The sequence below is a fragment of the Changchengzhania lutea genome (assembly GCF_006974145.1).
Classification (GTDB): domain Bacteria; phylum Bacteroidota; class Bacteroidia; order Flavobacteriales; family Flavobacteriaceae; genus Changchengzhania; species Changchengzhania lutea.
In genome coordinates this window covers 1,702,485-1,718,567 of record NZ_CP039456.1, presented here as the reverse complement: position 1 = coordinate 1,718,567, position 16,083 = coordinate 1,702,485, and the positions used below count along the sequence as shown (strand labels likewise).

Sequence of the window (16,083 nt, the reverse complement as noted above, 5' to 3'; positions counted from 1 at the left end):
ATAAATTGTATTAAAGGATTTCTACCAATTCAACTTCGAATTTTAAAATGGAAAAAGGGGGAGTCTCTTCGAAAATCAATTCCTTTTTCAAGAGATCCTCCCGTACTTTTTCAGGGAATATCTGTAAACTTTCATCATAAGCTAGATGCGAAGGAATAATTAAGGTTGCTTTTTCTCCTTTCTGCATCAACTTTACACCTTCATCTAACCCTTTGATTACGGTATTGCTTCCAATTTTGAAACTAAATGGGCTATCTACTTTTGTACTATCAAGAGTAGCTCCGTTTAAATATTTAGCAACAAATTGTATTTTTACGGTTTTTCCTTCTACAGGTTCATCACCTTCCCCTTCAGTTACTCTTTTATAATAAAGTCCGGATGTAAGTCTCTCTATGTTTTCGATGCTATTTTCTGTTATGTAATCATCAATTGAATCTTTATCAATTGTTTTTTGATCATCTTCTGTTTCAATTTTTACTATTTCACTTTCAACAATAAATATCGAGTTAGCTTGAAAAAGATCTTCGTAAGAATAATCAGCATATGCCAGATGTGATGGAATAAAGAATCTAAATTTTTCGCCCTCTTTCATTTTTGATGATCCAAATCTAAGCCCTACCGGTATAAGTGATTTATCAGTAATTTTAAATTTCGCAGGCTGGTCAGTACCATTGACTAGACTATCTATTTTTTTTCCACTCAATAGGTTCATTTTATAATAGACCGACAATATATCTTTATCCTTTACTTCAGAACCAGAAGTGTTAGATTTAATTACTTCATAATAATAGCCGCTTTTATCTTTTTCGGCATCTATTTCATTATCACTTAAATATTTAAGAATTAACCTATTGTCAATACTCCTTTGGTCTTCATAATCATCATCATTAGAACAACTTTGTAGAAGTAATGATGTGGATAATAGGATAAACAGCAAAAATAATTTATTAAAATTTAACTTAGATTTCTTCATAATAGTATAAATTTGATTATTTAAAATTTGTTTCATACCCATTACGAAAATCAATAACCAAGCGCTACAGTAAAAAAGAGAATTCGAAAATTAATTTAATAGTAATTCTTGAGAGTAAAATTTGTCAAATTGTATACCACGTGTAGTTATACCAGTAGGGAAGCTCATCCTTTTGTTAATTTTTATAGAGTTATATCGTAAAATTCAATAGTTCCTAGTCGCTGTGTGAATTATTGTATTTTTTAATAAGACTTTAAAAAAAGAGGATGCCAAATCGTTCCTGTCTTTATGTATCCTATGATAAAAGCAAATTTTTTAAATTAAACTCTTTCACTTAAATATTGGACTTACAACAAAAAAGTGGACAGCTAGCTACGAGTTTTAAGCAGCTACATTTTGGTTCAATGTATATTTAGCATCTGTTAGATTAACTACTTTATCCATTTTCCCTGCTCTATAAACCCACGCTATTTGAGCTAACTGACCAACAATTTTTATAGAATCTTTCATAGATAATTTAGAACCATCTGCATGAATCCATCTTTTTAAAGGTTGCTCGCAAAGCATAGTTTTTGCTTGTTTTAAGCCATAATAAAGACTCATTCTTTTAAAGATTTCCACATCAAAAATCCACTGCGTTACAAACTTTTTACTAAAAGCAACGTTGATAACATCTTTATGAAAAATCTTAGCACCACATTGTGTGTCTTTAAAATCCATTTTCAAAATCTTTCTGATAATAAAATTGATCGTTAAGCTAATAATTTTACGAGCAGATTCTTTGGTGATATTTGCCCCCATTCTAGAGATTCTTGAACCACTTACTATTTTAAAATCTGAGCTTTCAATAGTTTTAACTAAATCATCAAAATCTGTTAAATCTGTAGATAAATCAGCATCTAAAAACCCTATATAATCCAAATCCGCTTTTTTAGCCATATGTAACATACCTAAACGCACCGCTTCGGCTTTTCCTCCATTTTTGTCACAATCGTAAACAGTAATAAAATCTTCTCTACCGCTTTGCAAATCATGAAGTATTTCTAACGTTTTATCTTTACTTCCATCATTTACAAAACACAAATGATAACCTGAATTTTTATCAATATAATCAGTAAACTCTTTACTTAACAAACGCTCTTCTTCATTGTAGCATGGTATTACCACACCAACACAACGTTGCTGTATCATAACATTATTAGTTGTCGTGTTATTCTCAACTTCTGGAGCACCAATTAATCGTTTAACACGAGCACAAATTTCATTAATGCTTAGTGGCTTTTTCATATAATCATTAATACCTAAATCAAAACCTGCTGTAATTATATCGTCCGTTGTATTACCTGATAAAACCATGATTGGTGTATTGCCATTTTTAGAACTTCTAATATATTTAACAACATCCAAACCTGAAATCCCAGGCATATTGATGTCGACGATAACTAAATCTGGATTAAAAGAATCATATAATTCTAAACTTTTTTTAGAATCAGTTTCTATTCTCACTTCGTACCCAAGTTCTACTAAACGCTTCTGTAAAGGAAGTAATACTAATTGTTGGTCATCTATTGCTAAAACTTTCATAATAAGCTATTTTATTTGTTATTGATGATTCAAAAGTACTGTGAAAGACGTTTACAAAATTCTTATTTGGTTTAACCCATATCTTTGTGTCGACGAATGGCAGTTTTCTGTAGATAATTAATAAATAAACCCCTACAAAAATTATATATATTTACAGTATTGTTATAGTTTAGGCTTTTAATGAAAGAAACCTCAAATAAATACTTAATTACTGCACTCCTTTTAGGCTTGGCGTTTCATGGGACTTCCATCTTCTTTACTTTAGAAAACACCTATGATGCCTTAATACATCTGTTTTTTGCAGATCATTATGCGAACAGCTGGTTTGAACCTTGGAATTATGAGTGGTACACGGGGTTTACAGTAATGAGTTATCCCCCTTTAGTGCATCAATCAATAGGATTACTTTCTATGATTGGTGGTTTGAAATTTGGATTATTCACTGTTGCTATAATTAGTATTATTCTATTTATAACCGGGGTTTACAGGTTTTCATTGTTAATAACTTCCAATAGAACTGTTGCAGGTTATGCCGCAATTTTAGCGGTTTTATCATCTTCGTTTGTAGAAACCTTACATGTTTTCGGACAGTTACCAAGTATTATTGGTATATCGGTTTTAATGCATGCTTTACCAGAAATCTATTTATGGTTAAAAACGGGTAAGTATAGATATCTTTTAACATCATTATCATTAATAGCGGTTACGGTTACCTCACATCATGTTACACCCATATTTGGGATGATATTTTTTATTTTTCCATTAATAGGCATGGTATTAATGGATGTTTCAAAGGAGGAAGTAGATTCGATGAAAGCGGTAACATTTAAAGTCTTTTTAAACAGTTTTTTAAAACTCTTTAAACGTATTGTTAGCTTCGGGATGCTATCATTAATTATTATTATTGGCTGTATTCTGCCCTATTGGATAAACTCAAAAAACAACCCTATTACACAAGTCCCCATACCACATGGGTCTAGAGATGATTTTTTAGAAATAACCTCTTCAGGTTTAGTATTCTTTTTAATTCCTTGGGGTATTTTACTAGTGCTTTTACCCTATATTTTCTATAGATATTATAGCAAGCGTTATTTGTTTTTTGGTTTATCTATAACAATTCTAACTGTTTTAGGAACTGGAGGTACAACCCCTGTTCCAAAACTCTTTTTGGGTGAAACTGCATTTAATATTTTAACATTAGACCGTTTTACGCTTTGGGCTTCTATAATGTCGCTTCCTCTATTTGGTGAATTTGTGTTTCGGTTTTTTGAGGGCGATTTAAAAACACGTATTCAGAATAAATTTGGAGCAATTTACCATCGTTTAATTGGTGGAGTTTTGGCTGGTCTATTCATTTTTATGACCGTTTTTACAATGAGTTTGGGATATTTTAGACCATCCCAACCTCAGAAAATAAAAATGTTACCCATTGTAAACTTCTTAAATCAAGATCAGCACGACCAATGGCGGTATATGACTTTAGGCTTTGGCGATCAAATGGCGTGGTTAGCGGCACAAACCAATGCTATGAGTGTCGATGGTAATTATCATTCCGCAAGGCGTTTACCAGAACTCACCACACGCCCTATTGAGCGCCTAGAGAATTCAAAATTTAAAGGTGTAGAAGGTATTGGTTCTTTACAACAATTCTTAACGGCCCCAGAAAAATACAATCTAAAATATATATTCTCAAATGATAAGTTTTACGACCCTATTTTATACTTCTGTGGTTGGCAACGTCTAAGGCAATTGGAAAATGGTATACAAGTATGGGAAAAGCTAAATGTACCGCCAATTTCATCCATATTACCAAAAGATGATGTCGCCAAATGGCAAAAAATTATGTGGGGTATTATTCCGTTTCTTACTGTTATTATTGCATTCATACTAAACATTCAAATGCTTTGGATTAGAACGCTAAAAAGAAAAGTTAAAGTTATTCCTGAATATTTAAACTTTAAAAGCACGTATTCTCATTTTTCAAAAACAGTACTTCAGATAACGCATATTTGGTCTGTAATTTTAATTGTTTTTATATTTTATGGTGTTTATAAATTTTATATTAAAAACGATGCACATCATTCGCCTACAAATGCCATTTTAGCTTATTATGATGCCCTAGACTTTAAAGAATTTGAAACCACATATGGCTTAATTAACCCTGAAAGTAATTTGCCAATAGCTCAGTATATGTTGGAAATTTCAGTAACCGATGGCTTATTAAGCTCCTATGCTAAATTAGACGCCATTGAAACCATTATAACATCAGAATCGGATAGTTTAGTAACAGTAAAAGTTAATACCAATTGGATTACACCTTTGGAAAAAATTAAAAGAACTGATTTTAGATCTTTAGTAAAACTTAACAATAAATGGTATATCCAACCAGAAGATATTGATTTAGATTTACCTCCAGACCAATTGTATTCTGATAATTCCACACGTTATTTTAACCAAGGACGCAGACGAATTACTACAGAACAAACCCATCACGAAGATGTTTTAAAACAACCCGTTTTAGAAATTCTAACGGCAAAATTGGTAAAACATAATGGTAGTTATGCGTTAATTGGTGAAGTTCAAAATATAGATAATGTTCCTGCGGATGTGGTTTTAAAAGGCACACTATATAATGATGACAATAAACAGCTGGCTACATACAACGCTAAATATCACGTAAAGCACAAACTTATGCCTAAGGAAGTGAGTGCTTTTAAAATTAATTTTGAAGGTATTGCGTGGTCTAAAACTCAAGACTCTATTCCAAAAACCTTTAACCCTGATGAATTCACTCCTATTGAATTTGAAGAACAACCCACTAAATTTAATTTACAAGTAGCGGGTAATGTTTCTAGTTCAGATTTATACAAAGGTGCTACGTTAAGTAATTTAGATGTATCTGAAGATATTATAACTGGAAAACTTTTTAATTCTGGTTTAGAAGAAATTACCGTTCCACAATTATTAATTACCTATTACGATAAAAATAAAACGATGCTTTGGGTAGACCATTTATTTTTAAAGTCAGGTATTAGGCAACAGCGTCAACAATCATTCTCATATAAGGTTTTAAAAAATGACGATATTAAGATAGTAAATAGTAATATGGAAAACTGCTTTGTAAACGGTTTGCCCAACGATGCTATATCAAATAAAGTTGTGCCCAATCGAAAAATAAATCAAACACATAGCGTTTTACAGCCTATTAAGAATTCAAATTATAGTTTTATCAAAATTGAATTAAACACCTATATAGGAAATCCAAATTAATGAAATTTAAACTAATATATCTGATTATTTCTACATTGCTATTTTTATCATTAAATAGCACTGATATGCCTGTTGATTTAAATGATGATTACAAGTTAATAGCAACAAAAAACGAGTTTGTAGCAGGTGATGCAATAGTTTTAAAGTTTTCAACTACAGGAGGTTTACAACCTTTGCTTTATGCAAGCTACAGCTATGGCAACACCATTATAAAACCAGTGACTGAAGTGGGTATGTTAAACTATAATCTCCCTCAAACTATAAGTAGTAAATCTGGGGTGGTTAATTGGAAATTATTAGCAGATAATCAAACTTTATCTGGTAAATGCCATATTCTGCCAAAAACCAAGGCAATATCAATGGAAACCTATTTAGGACCACCAAGTATTGCCGCTGGTAGAACAGATTTTAGCATGTTGGTTGTAATTCCAACTGATCGTTTTGATAACCCTTTACAAGATAGTACCGCGGTTAATGTAAAACATCAGTTTTTAAATAATGAAGAGAATAATACGGTTTATATAAAAAATGGGATTAGCTATAAGAACATATTTTCTGAAACCAAAACTGGGAGGATGCTTATAAGTTCAGAATGTTTAGGTAAAAATTCTAAAGAATTTACACTTAATGTTTTACCAGATCTCCCAACAGATTTTGAAATTTATTTTGATAGAAACCACCAATATGCTGATGGTAACCAAATCACCTCATTTACAACATCAATAATAAAAGACAACTATGGAAATATAGTTAGTGATGGTACCTATGCAGCGTTTTTTATCTCAAACAAATCCAAAGCTATTTTAAAAACTTCTGGCACTACGATAAATGGCATTGCGTCAGCTAAAATGATTCATCCTGACCACGAAGACAGCTGGAAAGTCAAGGCAATTATCGAGGGTATGGCAAAAAGTAACACTATTGAATTAGATTATAAACCTGCGTTATTAGATTTTCAAGTCGTTTTTTCTGAAGATAATAGAACCATTACGATTGGTCCTTTAAAAAGTTTTATGAATCAAATGATTCCTGATGGTTTAGAAGTATCCCTTTCGGTTTTTAAAAATAAGACCAAGCATAAAACCCTTCTTAAAAGTTCGTTTGGAGGTTACGCAACATTTAAATTAAATACCAATGATTTTACAAATGACATTTATAATTTTAAAATAGAAACCGCAGGTATTGAAAAACCGTTTAAGCAAATAAAGCTGTGATAGAAATAAACAAAAACATATTGCGTTTTATTTTAGTGCTGTCTTATATCATTATTACGGCCTTCTTAATTTTCGGAATAAGCAATTTATATAGCTATTTAAACACGGGCGCCGACAGAAGCACCATGTTACATACCGAAATTAAAAAGATTGATCAATACTTACCAAAAATAGAATGGGAAACTTTAAACAACGAAGGTAGGTTTATGGATGCCCAAACCCTTAATAGTATCGAAAATGATTACTTAGATGCCTGGTATGTAAAACAAATAGCATATAAAACAAATACCACAATTGGAATTGAAGACTATTATACTAAAAGTGCTAAAAAAAACATTTATAGTACTATTGACCTAAATACTACTGAGAAAATTTCAATCGAAAGTACAACGCTACAACATCATCCAACACTAGAGTTTTTTAGTGAGGATGGACAATTAGCAGTTATAACAGACAAAGATGTTATTGAATACAAACGTGTTTTTCAAAATAGAACGTGTGTCTTAGAAACAACAGAAAAAGCAACCTACAAATTAACTTTACTTTTAGAAGATGGTTTTTGGCGCATTCGCCATATTACTAAAATACAAGTTGAAGATTATAAAACCAAATTCGTTCCTGCTACTGGTCTAAGCACACAAATTAATGGAATAAATTACTATCCACAAAATACACCATGGGACATGTTTGGAGATGCCTTTGATCCTAAAATCATTTCGAAAGATTTTAAAATTATAAAAGATGCTGGTTTAAATTCAGTTAGAATTTTTGTGCAATATGATGATTTTGGAAAAGCTAATGTAAATACTGAAAAGCTTAAAAAATTAAAAGACGTTTTAGATTTAGCTGAAGAGAACAACTTAAAAGTGATGGTAACTTTATTTGATTTCTATGGCGATTATTCCGTTTTAGATTGGTCCTTAAATCAACGTCACGCAGAAACCATCGTTTCCGAATTAAAAGACCACCCCGCTCTGTTTGCTTGGGATATTAAAAATGAACCAAATTTAGATTTCGATAATCGTGGCGAATCATTGGTTAAAGCTTGGCTTGATAAAATGATTGATTTAGTAAAATCTATAGACACAAACCACCCGGTTACTATTGGGTGGTCTAATGTAGAAAGCGCAACGATCCTCAAAGACAAATTGGATATAATAACCTTTCACTACTACAAAGATTTAGATGACTTAGACGATGTCTATAAAAATTTAAAACTTGAAATACCAAACAGGCAAATAGCCATTACAGAATTTGGTATATCATCTTACAAAGGGCTTTGGAATCCTTTTGGAAATTCAGAAAAAGACCAAACTGAATATCATCAACAAGCGCAAACCATCTTTTTCAAAAACAACATTCAGTTTATGTCTTGGACATTATACGACTTTATAGAAATACCCAAGGAAGTCGTTGGACGACTTCCTTGGCGAAAAAATACTCAAAAATATTTCGGATTTATTAACACGAATGGCAATAAAAAGGCTGCTTTTAAACACTTAATTAAACCATAATACTTTGAGCAGGTTGAGAGACTAAAGTAAATTTCTTATTAATAATAGCATCAAAATTATTCAAATACATCTCCGCTATTTTCGACATTGGATAAGCCGTTGCCGCTTCAAAATTAGAAATTCCTAATGCGATTCTATTGGCTTCATCTGTGACAATAGATTCAATTGCTAATGCTAAACTATCCACTGAGCTAGGTTCAAAAAACTCACCTCTATAACCTTCATCTTTTACCAATAAAGCAAGATCTCCTAAATCTGGCATAACGACTGCTTTACCATAACTCCCTGCTTGGTGCAATACGCCAGAGCTTCCTGTTGTAGAAGTGTATGGAAATACAACTACAGCACTTTCCTTAAATAAGGTTGGTAGTTCGTGCTCTTCAACATAACCCGTGAATCTCACTTGTGGTACATGTTTATAGTCTTCTTGTACTTTTGCTAAATAACCAGGTACATTTGGGTTATCTGTTCCTGCAATAACCACTTCTAAATCTAATCCTGTTGATAGTCTCACTTTTTCAACGGCTTCAATCATAGATTCTACTTTTTTGTAGGTTCCAAATTTTCCGAAGGTCATTACTTGTAATGGGCCATCTGGAAGCTTATAATCTGGTGTTACAGTAGGAATCTCAAACGTTCCATGAGGTATTAGCACAACATTATTAACCTTGTATTTTTCTTCCAAAATATCAACATATTTTTGCATAGTAACCGCAACGATATCTGCTTGAAGAATTAATCGTGTTAAAGTGCTTCCTATAAAGCCGTATACTTTTTGCATGATTTTATTACTTGTAAAACCTGCATTTCCTAAATCTACTTCTTCCAAAATATTGTGGAGTAATACAATGTTTGGAATGTTTTTAAGCTTACATACTAATGGCAACATTAACCCTAAAGCAGCAGCAACTTTTTTATCGCCAAACTTCATGAACTGTAAATTAAATAATACAGCATCTGGTTGTGTTTGATTAATGGTTTTAGTGACGCTAAAAATGTTTTTGTAACTGTTAAACGACCAACATTCTTTAATCGTGATTTTACATCCTGCTTCCGTGAAAGCAATATCTTTATTACCTTCTGTTCTATCAGTTAAAAGAATTAATTCTGTAATTGATTCTTTTTGTCTGAACTGTTTTACCAAATGATATGCATATTCGTTTAAAGTGACTTTACTTGGCGGATATGCTGTTACGATTGCTAATTTCATAATACTTGATTTAGGTGTTATTTGTTATTTACATTACAAATTTGAGACTTTCATTCTCAAAAAATAGGTATATGTAGATAGGGTTCTATTTACTGTCGATGAGTGGTAATTTGCTTTAGATTAGTCTATTTTTTAAAGATTTTTATTTGATCCATTTTAAAGAATACTAATTGAATAACCAGTAAAAGGACCATAGCTATGATTTGCATATATACTACTTGCTCTAAACTATCATGATAAAAAACCACTAAAGCCATTTGAAGCATACCAAATACGCCTGAAATAATTACTGGCACGTATTTATCTAAAGACAGGTAGTAGTAAGCAAATATGTTAGAGATCGCAAACATACTTGTTGCAATCCCGTATTTCCACAATAAAGGTGCCATTGCAATATAACTTTCGCCAAATAACAGGGTTATAATGGTTTCGGGAAATATAAAACACGCTAATACAATAGCCAGGGATATAACGGCTATATAACCTACATATTTAAAAAGTACTGGAGCCGTTTCTTTACCGTCTTTTTTTAACTGAACCACAGTTGGTAAAAGCAGCATAACAAACATCCATGCAATAAAATAAACAATACGACCAATTAAGGCTAATGAAGCATATAAACCCGCTTCGTAAGATTCAAAATAATGTTTTACTAAAAGAATATCGCTGTTGTTTATAATAATTTGAGTCAACTCATAAAACGCAGTAATAATGAAAAAACGTTTTATTTGTTTCGTATGGACGCCATCTATAATAACCTTTGATTTTAAAAATTTAAAATCAAATTTAAACGGTATTAAACCAAAGATGAATGATACAAAAATACCTATGGCAATGACTACCGATGATTGCAAATTGAATAAAAAGATGATCCCTAAAGTAATTACCAAACGGCTTAACATTTCTAATTGGTATGTAATGGAGAGTGATTTAAAAGCTTTTTTTCCTTGAAAAACACCACGGTTCACACTCATTAAAAAGTAAAGCGGTACCCCACAACCAAATATGACAAACATACTAGATGATGATGTATTAAATAAGCTTTGTAATTTTGGAGCAAAAAGTATAACAACAATGCCCATTACAATACCAACAGAAAATGCGTTTTTATAAATTTTTGAAGTAAAACTTTTAAATAACTCGTTTTCAAAAAGTACTGAGAATTTTGCAGTAACCAACTGAAAAGTCATGGCTATAAATGACAGCACCAATAAAAATGTAATTAACACAGCAGCATCAGCAAATTGTTCTGGCCCTAATAAACGTCCAAGAATTAAATTATATAAATAATTGCCTCCATTAACAGCTAGAACACTTAACATAAATAGTTGTTCTGGCGATATTTTTTTTGATTTTATAATTGATATAACTTGCATGACTTTGTTGTTTAATGATTGGGGTGTTTATAATTATGCCACATTATTTAATTGAAAATCGTCGTAGATATCTTTACAACCATAACCAATGATAGAAAACGCTTTATTGGAAATTAATGCTGTTGTATTTAAACCTCTTAAGGCTTTCATACCATTACTATCAATAGCATTTACACCATTAATATTTATAGTTAATGCTTTAGTATAAAGTATTAAGAATTCTAAATGGTTTTTAAATTGTTTAGCAGTTGTAGCATCAATAGTTCCTTCAACAAAAAAAATATTGTCTTGGTGTTTAATATTAAGAGCCATAATTTCTATTTTTAATTACTATTCATTTTTATTTCTTGTACAAAGATGTCTCTATAATCAATGTAGCGCAGTTAAATTTCGGTGAGTTGCAGGCTACTGTAGATGAATGATTGCATTTGATTGCTTAACTTGCAGTATCTAAACACGCCCCATGAATTTTAAATATTATGTATCTTTTTTTCTGATTTTTTTCACTGTTTTATGCTTCTCGCAGAATATGCAAAAAGGTTTTACCTATTTAGAAACCGGGAAATACGTTGAAGCGGAATCATTTTTTGAATCTGTACTAAAAGACTATCCTGAAAATAAAACAGCCAAATTGTGCTATGGACGCGCCGTTGGTTTGCAAGGCGAATCAGAAAAAGCCGTAACGATCTTTACCAATTTATTAGAAGCGTATCCCAATGATTTTGAAATCAAGTTAAATTATGCCGAATCCTTACTTTGGAATAAAGATTACAACAATGCTAAAACGTTTTACGACGGTTTAATAAAAGAAGACAATACGAGCTTTCCAGCACTTTTAGGATACGCCAATACGCTATCGAACCTTAAAATTTATAATGAAGCTTTGGTCTATGTCAATAAAGCCTTGGATGTGTTACCTGGAAACCCAAATGCATTAACCTCTAAAAAATATATCTATTTAGGGTATGCGTATCAAAACCAACAGCAACAAAATTATACTGAAGCTGAAAAGCTTTTAAAAGAAAATCTGTCGCTTTTTAAAGATGATAAAGACACGTTGCTAAACCTCGCCAACTTATATTTAATTTCGAATGACTTAGAAAAAGCTAAAGAAACTTATAATAAAATAGCCGAAAACCCAGATAATAAAACAACGGCTTTAAACGGATTAGCTTTAGTTGAACATTTAGATGGCAAAGAAAAAGAAGCTTTAAACATAAGTGAACATGCTTATACCAAATTAGAAAACAATACTGATAAAACCTTAATAAAACAAACCAAAGAACGCTACATTCAAGCCTTAATTTGGAATAAAAAATATAAAGATGCTAAACAATTAATTGATGTATTAATTGAAGAAAAGCCAAATGAAAACTGGGTTTTGGCTTTACGTGCTACATTGAATATTTATAAAAGTGACTTCAAGAAAAGTGTTACAGATTACAATCGCATATTAGAAAATGATAGTTCATCATTTGATGGAAACTTAGGAAAAGCCAATGCATTAAAAGCTTTGGGTGTTTATGATGATGCTTATACTTCTGCTGAAAACACCTTGACCTTTTATGATAACCAAAAAGATGCCTCCAACTTTATTAAAACTTTAAATACAGGTTTTACGCCTTTTCTAGATTCTAAAGTATCTTATACCTTTGATAATGGCGATAATGAAGCCTATGCATTTCAAACCAGTTTGGAGTTTCCAACCTCAACGAAGTTTAAATGGTTGGCTAATTACGGTTACCGAACTACGAGCAATAAAATAACTGATAACGAAGCAACCTCAAACGATTTTTCATTAGGGTTAGCCTATCAATTATTACCCAATATAACGTTTAAAGGCACCGCGGGGATAACTTCAGCAAAAGCAAATACCGATGATTACACGCAATTATTAACCGATATATCCTTTAATATAAAACCCTTTAAACTTCAGGTTTTAGATATTGGTTACAAACGTGAAATACAAAATTTTAATGCCGATTTATTGGATAGGGAAATTATAATGAATAATTTTTACGCTAATTATAACCTCAGTACAAATTTTAATTTGGGTTGGTTTACGCAGTATTATTACACGGCGCAAAACGATGATAATACTAGAAACCTGTTGTTTACTTCGTTGTATTATACTATTTTAAGCAAGCCATCATTAAAAGCGGGCTTAAACTACCAATACATTACATTTAAAAACAAAGTACCCACCATTTATTTTAGTCCAGAAAAATTTAATGCGGCTGAAGTTTTTATAAACCTGATTAAAGATGAAGTAATCACGAAACCCAACGAATGGTTTTACGAATTAACCGCTGCCACAGGTTTGCAATATATTGAAGATGATAGTAGCCAAAGCACCTATAGAATACAAGGTAAATTAGGTTATAAATTTTCTGAAAGGGCACTTTTAAACCTATTTGGTACGCGCAGTAATATTGCCTCTGCCACTGCTGCTGGTTTTACATTTACCGAAATTGGGTTACGTTTTAAATGGTATTTGTTTGAGAAGCCTGTTTTTAGGGAATAGGTTTATTTATACACAATATTCATAGCATTTTTTCCTTTTTTAAGTTTGAATCTTAATGGGTTCCATTCTTCAATTTTTGGCTGTTTAATATTTTCACTGAAAAACAAAATTTCTTTTCCTTCTCTAATTTCATATGCAGTATGCTTAAAAGAGAATTCCTTTCTATTACACTCAGAATATAGATTTTGAATTTCAGGAACGTTATCATAAGAAACTATCCATTTTATATTTTGGATAGATTTTATTTTATCACTTACTTTTTTATGATTTTTATCCTGATAATGATTCATATAAAGTGTACTTGCTTTTAAGTAGTAAGGTGGGTCAAAATAAAAAACAACATTATCATTCATTGCTTCATTTTGAATTTTATCTATTAATTTAATAGCATCCTTTTTATAAAGTCGAATACTTTTCTTGTATTTAGCTATTTTTCTTATTCTTTCAATTAAATCTAATTTATTAAATCGGCAATCTATAAGATAATTACCGTTTTGTAATACACCACCCATTACACCTGCGTTAATTATACCTGAACGGTTTGTTCTATTTAAATAAAAAGTTGAAAAACCCAACTCCAATAAGTTAGCAGTTTTTTTATTTGTTTGAACTTCTTTTTGCCTTCTCCATTCTTCAATTGAAAGTTCTGCATTTTCTATTAATTTGCAAAGTTGATTTGTTTTATTTAATACGGAATGCCAAAATGCATAAATTGATCTATCTCTGTCATTAATAGTTATTCTATTAACAAAGCCTTCTATTAATAGAAATAGAGCAACAGAAGCTCCACCAGAATATGGTTCTACATAATGTCCATTTATATTATTGTCAATACAAATCTTTGCTATAAATACGGAAAGCTTATTCTTTCCTCCTGGATATCTTAAAGGAGAGTAAAACACTATTTATCTACTAAAATGATTTTAAATAAAGGTTCAAGTTTTGACCAAGCTGCTCTAACATCTTTTTCAACAGAAACAAAGTTTTCATTATGATTTATCATATGCATTCTTTCTAAAGAATATGGTTTTTCATAATCCGTTTTTATTGATTTTATAGTCGAAATAACATTACTGTCATTTAATTCATTACATTTTTTATTAATAATATATGTCAACATTTCTCCCAATTTGGGATTATGCTCTTTGCTCTTAGAAATTTTATTATAATGATTACTCTTTTTAAAATAAAAAGCTAATGAGCATTCTAAAAAGCTTCTTAATAAATCATGAGTAGCATTTGGGTAAACTTTAACTGGAATATTTTTTAATTCATCATATAAGATCTTCAAACTTGAACTATCTATTCTAAAAGGCACATCTTCTCTGAAAAATAAGCCTGTTGGTGTGTTTTTACTGGGTATTTTATCATTAGCTACTTTGATATTATTTTTGCCAATATTGATAGTTTTGCCGCCGAAAAGATTTTCGGTTGTACTCTTTTCTATCTCAGTTTCAACTTTCTTTACATCTTTTGGGTTTATCTTTTGTATAAAACTCTCAATATTCTCTTTCTTGTTTAATGTTCGTGAATTAATTTTATTTCCCTCAAAATCAGATTTATTTAGTAATTGATATATTACAACTTTTAATTCATCTTTAAAGTTTTCATTCTCAATTTTTAATTCTCCGTTTTCAGTTATTTTATATTTATATTTCTTTTTAGCAGGTGTTGTTGTTATCGCTCTATAAAAAGTCGTTACATACCCTTTACCAAGAATATCTTCTTTCATTCTTTCTGGTAAATCTAAATCTTTTACAATATTGCTTACACCACTAACAATAGTATCATTAATGGTTCCATTCCCTCTTCTTAAATTATAATTAGTCCTTTCTGGTTCTTGCCAGTTAACTTCGTTGTTTCCTTTGGCATGTTTCCTATCTATATACTCAAGTCCTAATTCTTTATTATTAGTAACTAAACATTCTAAAGAATAATATTCGTTAATATTAATTTTGCTTTTTAATTCTTTTATATATGTCTTTATTCCATGATTTTCTATTAATTCAGGATTAGAAAGTAACTTATAAACTGTCAATCTCCGATTACCTTCAAGCACAATGAAATTCCCCTCGTCATTCCAAACTACTAACTTTTCAAGTTGAGGTAAATTAAATTGAGAAACAATCTCTTTCGCAAATTTTTTTATTTTGTATTCTGGCTTTGATATAAAATAATTAATTAAATCTTTTTCTTCTGAATTGTAATATTTATCAGGAAACCTTGCATTTTCATCCCAAAGAATTAAATCCTTAATAGGTATTTCTTTTGTAGTTATTTCATTCATAAAGATTATTCTAACTAATACACTTAATCTAATATAAAGTTTTCATCATGTCAGAAATAGAAAGAAAAGGTATACAGCTGACAATTAAAGTTGAAATATACCACAAAATAACAAAAAAAAGGCAAAAAACT

At 30.7% G+C, this 16,083-nt stretch carries 11 protein-coding genes; 4 read left to right on the top strand and 7 right to left on the bottom strand.

The window, feature by feature from the left end:
• Nucleotides 1–10: 10 nt before the first annotated feature.
• On the bottom strand, nucleotides 11–973 hold the full coding sequence (locus FAF07_RS07880; RefSeq protein WP_185956542.1) for an FKBP-type peptidyl-prolyl cis-trans isomerase: 963 nt from the start codon (nucleotides 971–973) through the stop codon (nucleotides 11–13).
• Between the two features lie 381 nt (nucleotides 974–1,354).
• Complete coding sequence (locus FAF07_RS07875; RefSeq protein ID WP_142784581.1) at nucleotides 1,355–2,557, bottom strand: response regulator; 1,203 nt, start codon at nucleotides 2,555–2,557, stop codon at nucleotides 1,355–1,357.
• Nucleotides 2,558–2,737: 180 nt separating this feature from the next.
• On the opposite strand from FAF07_RS07875, the gene FAF07_RS07870 reads away from it, so the two are divergent.
• Genes FAF07_RS07870 through FAF07_RS07860 form a run of 3 tightly spaced genes read left to right on the top strand, consistent with a single transcriptional unit; the run spans nucleotide 2,738 to nucleotide 8,555 of the window.
• A complete protein-coding gene (locus tag FAF07_RS07870) occupies nucleotides 2,738–5,827 on the top strand; it encodes a hypothetical protein (protein WP_142784580.1) in 3,090 nt (1,029 codons plus the stop codon).
• The gene (locus tag FAF07_RS07865; RefSeq protein ID WP_142784579.1) at nucleotides 5,827–7,041 is read left to right on the top strand and encodes a hypothetical protein; all 1,215 of its coding nucleotides are present in this window, start codon (nucleotides 5,827–5,829) and stop codon (nucleotides 7,039–7,041) included. Before FAF07_RS07870 ends, FAF07_RS07865 begins: the two co-directional genes overlap by 1 nt.
• Complete coding sequence (locus FAF07_RS07860) at nucleotides 7,038–8,555, top strand: cellulase family glycosylhydrolase (protein ID WP_142784578.1); 1,518 nt, start codon at nucleotides 7,038–7,040, stop codon at nucleotides 8,553–8,555. Before FAF07_RS07865 ends, FAF07_RS07860 begins: the two co-directional genes overlap by 4 nt.
• On the opposite strand, the gene FAF07_RS07855 is transcribed toward FAF07_RS07860, so the two are convergent.
• The 3 genes from FAF07_RS07855 to FAF07_RS07845 form a co-directional block, all read right to left on the bottom strand.
• Nucleotides 8,545–9,765 carry a glycosyltransferase gene (locus FAF07_RS07855; protein ID WP_142784577.1) on the bottom strand — a complete coding sequence of 407 codons (1,221 nt, stop codon included), beginning with the start codon at nucleotides 9,763–9,765 and terminating at the stop codon, nucleotides 8,545–8,547. The two genes, FAF07_RS07860 and FAF07_RS07855, sit on opposite strands and share 11 nt — an antisense overlap.
• A 125-nt stretch (nucleotides 9,766–9,890) precedes the next feature.
• Nucleotides 9,891–11,141, bottom strand: a complete 1,251-nt coding sequence (locus tag FAF07_RS07850) for an oligosaccharide flippase family protein (RefSeq protein WP_142784576.1) — start codon at nucleotides 11,139–11,141, stop codon at nucleotides 9,891–9,893.
• Nucleotides 11,142–11,174: 33 nt separating this feature from the next.
• On the bottom strand, nucleotides 11,175–11,453 hold the full coding sequence (locus FAF07_RS07845; RefSeq protein WP_142784575.1) for an STAS domain-containing protein: 279 nt from the start codon (nucleotides 11,451–11,453) through the stop codon (nucleotides 11,175–11,177).
• 217 nt (nucleotides 11,454–11,670) lie between these two features.
• Here FAF07_RS07845 and FAF07_RS07840 point away from each other — a divergent pair, with 217 nt between their 5' ends.
• Complete coding sequence (locus FAF07_RS07840) at nucleotides 11,671–13,665, top strand: tetratricopeptide repeat protein (protein ID WP_246067811.1); 1,995 nt, start codon at nucleotides 11,671–11,673, stop codon at nucleotides 13,663–13,665.
• Nucleotides 13,666–13,667: 2 nt separating this feature from the next.
• Here the strand turns inward: FAF07_RS07840 and FAF07_RS07835 are convergent, their stop codons facing one another.
• On the bottom strand, nucleotides 13,668–14,567 hold the full coding sequence (locus FAF07_RS07835; protein WP_142784573.1) for a DNA adenine methylase: 900 nt from the start codon (nucleotides 14,565–14,567) through the stop codon (nucleotides 13,668–13,670).
• Nucleotides 14,567–15,952, bottom strand: a complete 1,386-nt coding sequence (locus tag FAF07_RS07830; RefSeq protein WP_142784572.1) for a hypothetical protein — start codon at nucleotides 15,950–15,952, stop codon at nucleotides 14,567–14,569. Before FAF07_RS07830 ends, FAF07_RS07835 begins: the two co-directional genes overlap by 1 nt.
• Nucleotides 15,953–16,083: the final 131 nt, after the last annotated feature.

Bases quoted from the DNA above. Each gene is read 5' to 3' on its own strand.
- FAF07_RS07850 (WP_142784576.1), bottom strand. From the start codon at position 11,141: ATGCAAGTTATATCAATTATAAAATCAAAAAAAATATCGCCAGAACAA.
- FAF07_RS07880 (WP_185956542.1), bottom strand. From the start codon at position 973: ATGAAGAAATCTAAGTTAAATTTTAATAAATTATTTTTGCTGTTTATC.
- FAF07_RS07865 (WP_142784579.1), top strand. From the start codon at position 5,827: ATGAAATTTAAACTAATATATCTGATTATTTCTACATTGCTATTTTTA.
- FAF07_RS07875 (WP_142784581.1), bottom strand. From the start codon at position 2,557: ATGAAAGTTTTAGCAATAGATGACCAACAATTAGTATTACTTCCTTTA.
- FAF07_RS07845 (WP_142784575.1), bottom strand. From the start codon at position 11,453: ATGGCTCTTAATATTAAACACCAAGACAATATTTTTTTTGTTGAAGGA.
- FAF07_RS07870 (WP_142784580.1), top strand. From the start codon at position 2,738: ATGAAAGAAACCTCAAATAAATACTTAATTACTGCACTCCTTTTAGGC.
- FAF07_RS07840 (WP_246067811.1), top strand. From the start codon at position 11,671: ATGCAAAAAGGTTTTACCTATTTAGAAACCGGGAAATACGTTGAAGCG.
- FAF07_RS07830 (WP_142784572.1), bottom strand. From the start codon at position 15,952: ATGAATGAAATAACTACAAAAGAAATACCTATTAAGGATTTAATTCTT.
- FAF07_RS07855 (WP_142784577.1), bottom strand. From the start codon at position 9,765: ATGAAATTAGCAATCGTAACAGCATATCCGCCAAGTAAAGTCACTTTA.